This is a genomic window from Nitrososphaerales archaeon, assembly GCA_032906765.1.
Taxonomy (GTDB): Archaea; Thermoproteota; Nitrososphaeria; order Nitrososphaerales; family Gagatemarchaeaceae; genus DASPPF01.
The window spans coordinates 203,442-209,971 of record JAJTZB010000004.1 but is presented as its reverse complement, the minus strand read 5'-3'; the positions used below and the strand labels follow the sequence as shown (position 1 = coordinate 209,971).

Sequence of the window (6,530 nt, the reverse complement as noted above, 5' to 3'; positions counted from 1 at the left end):
AAAAAATTCAGGCTGTCCGAAGAGGACTACGCATCCATGTCAAGGTAGGAGTGACGACACTCGGTCTGCGGGAATAGGAGAACCAAGTTTCTTTTGATGGGGACAAATCTTGTAGAACCGCTTCGCTTCGTTGCAATTCCAGCAGAGTATCTGTAGCTTTACTTCGTCTGGATAGTCGTGGGCCCTCAACCAGCGATATAGTCTCCATCCACCAAAACGCGTGTTCTTCCCGTGGTTCATAACCTTCCTATGGGTCGCTCCGTCGTTGTTGACATGATCAAGCGTTAAGAACTCAACGCTGCCCTCACCGCAACAGACGCATCTACCTCCGTAGTGACTCATCACCTCGTCTCTCAACCTCGCTGCAAGACGCCGATTGTAGTCGGTTCTAACCATCCACTGGTGCCTTGCCTTCTTATGACAAGGAATGCATACCCAATTTCTTCTTCGGCCGTCGGAAGGGTACCAGCTATCGTCAGTCAATAAGACATTGCAGTGACGACAACGAGGCTCGCCTAGTCGGTAGCGCATAATCTCCTGTGGAAAGACAAAGAGGCGACGACACCGCTTGCAGAAGTATTGTCTTTTACTTCCGTCGTGGCTGTGACCTTTCTTGATTATATCGGCGGTACCGCACCGCCAACACCTGATCGATTCCACACACTAATCAGTAGGCAGCGGATATAAGCACCCTGGGCAACTTTGGTATGCGACCTGCAGCTGGTCGGAGTCGTCCAAGCGCGAGTCGCACCAGATGCATTGGGACATTGACGCGCAGTCCCCCATTCGATATTTAACGTCAGGCACTAGCCGAACTCATCATCGACATATGATGTATAATCGACAGTTGACTAGTGTCTGACCAGGCCCTGGATGTGGTGCATCCTGACGAGGTCCTTCTCGAACGGCTTCAATTTCGTCGGAATCCTCGTTTCAATTGGGTCCTTCAGCGCCAAGCCCTTGTCCTTCTTGCTCTTCCATACCTGCGCGTTGAACTCGAGGATGCTCTGGCTCACCTTCTCGCTCACGTCGAACCTCTTCGGGGTCGCGAAACGTTCCAAGTGAATGCTCTGAGTCCCGTAGCTCTTCCTCCACACATAGTCTGTGATGTACGGCGTTATGGGGGCGAGAAGCAACAGTAGGCCCTTCACCACCGCGTGGAGCGTGAGCCACGCAGCCTCCTGTTCGTCCTTGCTCGAGCCGTCGCCGTAGGCCCTTCCCTTGGCCATCTCGATGTAGTTCGACGCAAAAACGTTCCAGAGGAACTCGCGCACCCTCGTCGCCACAGTGAAGACGTCAAACTTCGAGTAGGCCGCGATGCACTCGGTCGAGAGCTTGGCGAGCTCATTCAGCATCCACTTATCAGTCCAAGTCAACTTCGCCGTCTTTGGCTGCGGGAAGGAGCTGATGAACCGCGCAGTATTCCAGAGCTTCGTCAGCAGTTTGCCGGCGCCGCCAATCCTGTCCTCGCTGAACCTGAAGTCGAACCCCAGCCCCGCCTCCGCGGCTCCCCAGAACCTGAACGCATCTGCGCCGTACTTCTCAAGCACAGGCTCGGGGTCGACGATGTTCCCGAGGCTCTTCCTCATCGCCCTCCCCTGCGCGTCCTGTCCCAGCCCGCCCACCCAGGCGTCCTTGAATGGAGCCCTCCCGGTCAGCAGGTAACATCGCAGCAGGGTGTAGTAGAGCCAGGTCCGCACTATGTCCTTCCCCTGAACCCTGATCGTGGTAGGGTATGTCAGGCCGTAGAACTTCCTGTTCTTCAGGTACCTCGTGATGTAGAGGGGCGAGAGGCTCGAGTCCATCCACGTGTCGAATGTCCTCGTCTCGCCGATGAACTTCGTGTTCCCGCACTTCTTGCACCTCTTGAAAGGGGCCTCCTCCCGCCACGGCCTGTAGTACCTTCCCGGCTTCGGAAGGTGAGGGGTGCTGCACTTGCTGCAGTACCACACTGGTATCTCTGTGGCGTAGTACCGCCTCCTAGACACAGGGTAGTCCGTGGAGAGGGAGTTCATCCAATCAAGCAGAATCTGCCTGTGCATCTGCGGATGGAAGTCGATTTTCTTCGCCATCTTCTTCAGCTTCGGCCTGAACTCCAACTGCTTCAGGTAGTACTCCTCCATCGGTATGATCTCTATCGGCGTCCGGCTCCTTTCGCAGAGCGGCGTCCTGTGCTGGATCTGTTCCACTTTCGTGGCGATGCCCATCTCCTGGAGGTCCTGAATGATCTGGGACCTCGCGTCCTTGATCATGATGCCTGCGTACTTGCCAGCCGCAGCGGTCATCTTCCCGTCCGTGTCTATAGCGACGACCTCCTTCAGCTTGAGCTCGCGGATGAGGAGCACGTCGTTGTAGTCGCCGTAGCTGCACACCATCAGCACTCCGCTCCCGAATTCCTGGTCAACGCTCTTGTGTCCCCTGATTGGTACCTCCTGGTTGTAGATTGGAACAATCGCCGTCTTGCCAATCAGTTTCTTGTATCTGGGGTCATCCGGATTAACGACCACGAGCTGGCATGCCACCAGCAGCTCCGGCCTCGTTGTGGCCACCAGCAGCTCCTGGCCCGTCTCCTTTACCTTGAACTTGTTGGTCACCAGATACGTGGGGAGTTCTTCATACTCGATTTCTGCGTCGGCGATGGTCGTGCTGCAGTCGACGCAGTAGTTGTTCGGCCTGTTTGCCACGTACACCAGCCCTTTCTTCCACATCTCGATGAACGACCACTGCGTCAGCTTCCTGTATTCTTCGGAGTCTGTGCGGTACTTGTTCTGGAAGTCCCCCGAGACTCCGATTGTCTTGAGCAGACCCACCATGTACGCCTCGAGGTCGTCCAGCGCGTGCTTGCACAGATTGATGAATTCCTCCCTCGGTGTCTTCCTCATCTGGACCCTGTACTTCCTCTCTGCGAAGATTTCGACCGGCAGGCCGTTCCTGTCTATGCCGACTGGATAGAGCACGGCGTAGCCCCTCATCCGCGCGGCCCTTGCGATCATGTCGATTTGCGAATACTGAGTCAAGGCGCCCGGGTGCCAAGGCCTCCCAGACGGATAGGGTGGAGGCGTGTCCATTACGAAATTGCGATTTTTGTTTGTATGCGGCTTGAATTCGAACAACCTTTCTGATTCCCAGAGCTGTCTTATCTCGATTTCCAACTTTGGGTCCCAAGAAGTGGCTTCGAGCTTGGCCGAGAACTGTGGCTGCAAACGACGTCAGCCAGTCAGTTGCGCGACCTATTTGAAGTTAAGAGCGGTTTTTGGGGTTTCCTAAACTCCATCTCTTGTTTCCGTCCTCTTCCCCACCGCGGTTTGCATGGCGGTTCGGGAAGGAGGCCACACGCCAGCTTTGCCCAAATCTCAGCGGGAAGCCTCAGGCGACTAGCTGAACAGGCGCTCTAACTGCATCGCGTCTTCATCGGTCAGGTCCCAGCCGCTCGCCGCTGCGTCCTCAGCCACATGGCCCGGCTCCGACGCCCTGGGTATTGGGAACACACCGTCCTTCCTTGCGAGCCACCTGAGCGCTAACTGACTCGCCGTCTTGCCGTACTTCGCGCAGACGGCTGCGAGCCTCTGGTTCGACACGAGCTTGCCATGCGCCAATGGGAAGTACGCAATGAAGGCAATCCTCTCACGCACGCAGTATGGGAGTATCTCCTTCTCTACCGCTCTGTTCATCAAGTTGTAGGGCAGCTGGACCGAGCTGAGCTGGGATTTCGGCAGTGCCGCATTCGCCTCTTGGATTTGTTGGAGGCTGAAGTTACTTACCCCGACGTGAAGAATCTTCCCTGCTCTCACGAAGTCTTCCATTGCAGCCATGGTCTCACTGATGGGAACGCGCTTGTTGGGGAAGTGAACCTGGTAAAGGTCCACGTAGGAGACTCCGAGGCGCTTCAAACTCTTCTCCAGCGACCTCTTGAGGGCGTCCCTTCGAAGGTGGTTGGACCACGCCTTGGTCGCAACGAAGAACTTATCTCTCTTCCTTCCGCGGATTGCCTCGGCGACCAGTGGTTCTGACCCGTATGCCTCGGCCGTGTCGACCAAGGTAATCCCGGCCTCCAGCCCCGCCCCGATGGCCTCTACCTTCTTTGCCGCCCCTCTCCTCCAGCCCATGAATGCCGTGGCTATCCAGAGGGGATCGTAGTACGTGCCCACACCAATTTCGGACGCTTCTCTGCCCGTTTTTCCGAAGGTCTTGCGCCTCATCTGGAGAGGGCGGCCGCACTTCCTTCATCTATACCTTCCGAAGATTGATGGCTAGAGCCGCGCTCTCGAAGACTTGGGCCTCTGGGTCGCGTCTGTGGCCAACGCCTCCTTCGGGAGCAGGGAATAGAGGTCTGGGTGCTCGTTCTTCAACGTGGAAAAGGTGGGCGGTAGAAGGCCATTTCTGCGGGCCCTCCTGACGTTGTACTCGATGAAGCGCCTCATGTCACTCGTCTCCCCAGCCACAGACACGAAGGCCCTGATTTCGTCTATCGCTTCGTCGTCCGCGAGCTTCTTGACGTTCACAAGGTAAGGCGCCAGGACGAGCCAGACGAGCCTGTGCCTTCCGTCAGCGACCGGATGCTTCAACAGGTGGTCCACGTAAAGGTACCCTCTTCCAGTCCCGCTCTTCTGGACAGGGATGTACCGCGCGAGCGAGGCCTTGATTTCCGATAGTTGCTTCGGGAAGAGCGCCTTCCTCAAGTTCTTCACTCCGTCTGCAATCGCCTTCTCGGCGCAGTCACCGAAGAGGTCGTTGAGCAGGTTATCGTTCACGAAGACCACGCCCTTCTGGAGCGCCTGCCTCGCAAGCTTCCATCGGGGCTGCTTGGACAGCTCGTAGTGGGCGACCAATGTGAGATAGTCCTCGAATTTCATAGAGTACCTTGCAATCTGGTCTCCGCTGTCCAACGGGGTCATTGGAGCGTTGAAGCACTCCGCCACCACAGCGACTTTGGCCTTGGCCCCCTCTTTCATGAAGAAAGCCTTCGCCCTCTCCGCCTCCTTCTTCGAGAACTTCGAGGCAAGGAAGCCGTCTTGGCTCGCCACGAGGGCGGCTGCGAAGAAGCTCGAGAACTCGATCAGCTCGGAGAGGTGTGGTTCGTAGTTCCTTCTCCCGAGAGCGTTCAGCAATCGGCCTTCTGCCTGCTGGACGACCTCTCTGCTAGTCAACCCCTCCTCCACCGGGATCGACTCGAAGAACCTCCTGGAGCGCGGGGCGAAGGGATACCTCAGTTCCAGGTCGGAGAGAGCCGGTCCTCGGTACGACAACTGTCCTCTGGTGAAAAGAACTGCGTGCTGTCTTTAAGGCTCTTGCTAGCCACGTTTCGCTGTTGACACTATCGACAACACGTCTCTATCCCTCAGCTCATAGTTTGAGGGGAGATGCAAGCCAGTTCTGACATCGACGGCATATAGAAGACCTTTCGCAAGTTCGGTATGAATAACCCTTGCCAAGTCTTCCACTGTCGATCCGCTCGGTAGGAGATATACGTCTGGAAGTACCCTTCCATCCTTGTCCGTGAGTTTTTCGGGGTCATACACGGGGTACACGGTTAGGTTGGCGAGAAGCTTGAAGACGGCGATGTTCAACGCGAACTGCACGCCCGTCCTCAGATACTCGCCGAACACCTTCCTCCTGATGTATGCCAACGCGCTCCGTTGCGCGTCGTTGAGGTCCTGGGGTCTCAATATCTCGAACCTCTCTTCTCCCGGCACATACTTGATTAGTCCCTTCGCCTCAGCTCTCCTCAACGTAAGCTCGGCCTCGCCGCTTGTGGGGACAACGATCAAACTCTTGTGCGTCTCCCTGAGCTTCTGGAAGTTCTCGGCTGCGAACGACAGGTCCATCTTGTTCGCTATGATCAAAGTCGGCTTCGAGACCTCCCTCAGAATCCAGCAGAAGTTCTGCGTGTCCTTCTCGTTCCAGCTGTCGAAATTCTTCTCCTTCAACAGCGACTCGTTAAGCGCCTTGATCACGTGCTCCTTCCTCACGCCTATGCCTTGGAGCACCTCGGCCACAGCGTCCGGCAGCCCGTAGCCCGGCGATTTCGAGAGCTTCGAGATCTTCGTGACGTTGCTGCTGAACAGCTTGGTGTACCACAGGACAAGCTCGAGCTCCACGTCTGCGAAGTCTGCCAGCGGGTCGCCGGTGCCTGGTTCGGTAATCCTCCCGTCCTTGTCCACGCTGCCCGACGCGTCAACCACGTGAAGCAGGGCGTCAGACTGCGCGGCGACGCTGAGGAACTGGTTCCCGAGCCCTTTCCCCATCCACGCCCCCTTAATCAAGCCGGGCAGGTCCGTTACCTCGACAGGCACGAATCTCCAGCCGTCTTCGCACTTGGAGTTGGCGGGGGCGTCCTGGACGCCGAACTCCTTGTGGACGCAGAGCGTCACTACGCTCGCCACGCCCGTCTCTGGCGCTTTGGTCGTGAAGGGATAGTTCGAAATCTCACCCGACATCAAAGTCATGGAGTTGAAGAGAGTCGTCTTCCCGGCGTTTGTCTTCCCAATCAAGCCTATTCGAATTGGTGGCAAAACACTACCTCCTGATTA

General features: G+C 56.7%; 4 protein-coding genes. All 4 read right to left on the bottom strand.

Features of this window, described 5'->3' with window-relative positions; translation table 11 throughout:
* Nucleotides 1-851: 851 nt before the first annotated feature.
* Nucleotides 852-3,152 (bottom strand): valine--tRNA ligase, encoded by a 2,301-nt coding sequence (locus tag LYZ69_06235; GenBank protein MDV3278049.1) that lies wholly within the window; start codon nt 3,150-3,152, stop codon nt 852-854.
* 222 nt (nt 3,153-3,374) lie between these two features.
* A complete protein-coding gene (locus tag LYZ69_06230) occupies nt 3,375-4,199 on the bottom strand; it encodes an aldo/keto reductase (protein ID MDV3278048.1) in 825 nt (274 codons plus the stop codon).
* A gap of 51 nt (nt 4,200-4,250) precedes the next feature.
* On the bottom strand, nt 4,251-5,246 hold the full coding sequence (gene priX / locus LYZ69_06225) for a DNA primase noncatalytic subunit PriX (GenBank protein ID MDV3278047.1): 996 nt from the start codon (nt 5,244-5,246) through the stop codon (nt 4,251-4,253).
* Nucleotides 5,247-5,291: 45 nt separating this feature from the next.
* The gene (gene ychF, locus LYZ69_06220) at nt 5,292-6,512 is read right to left on the bottom strand and encodes a YchF-related putative GTPase (GenBank protein ID MDV3278046.1); all 1,221 of its coding nucleotides are present in this window, start codon (nt 6,510-6,512) and stop codon (nt 5,292-5,294) included.
* Nucleotides 6,513-6,530 lie beyond the last annotated feature (18 nt).

Bases quoted from the DNA above. Each gene is read 5' to 3' on its own strand.
- LYZ69_06230 (MDV3278048.1), bottom strand. From the start codon at position 4,199: ATGAGGCGCAAGACCTTCGGAAAAACGGGCAGAGAAGCGTCCGAAATT.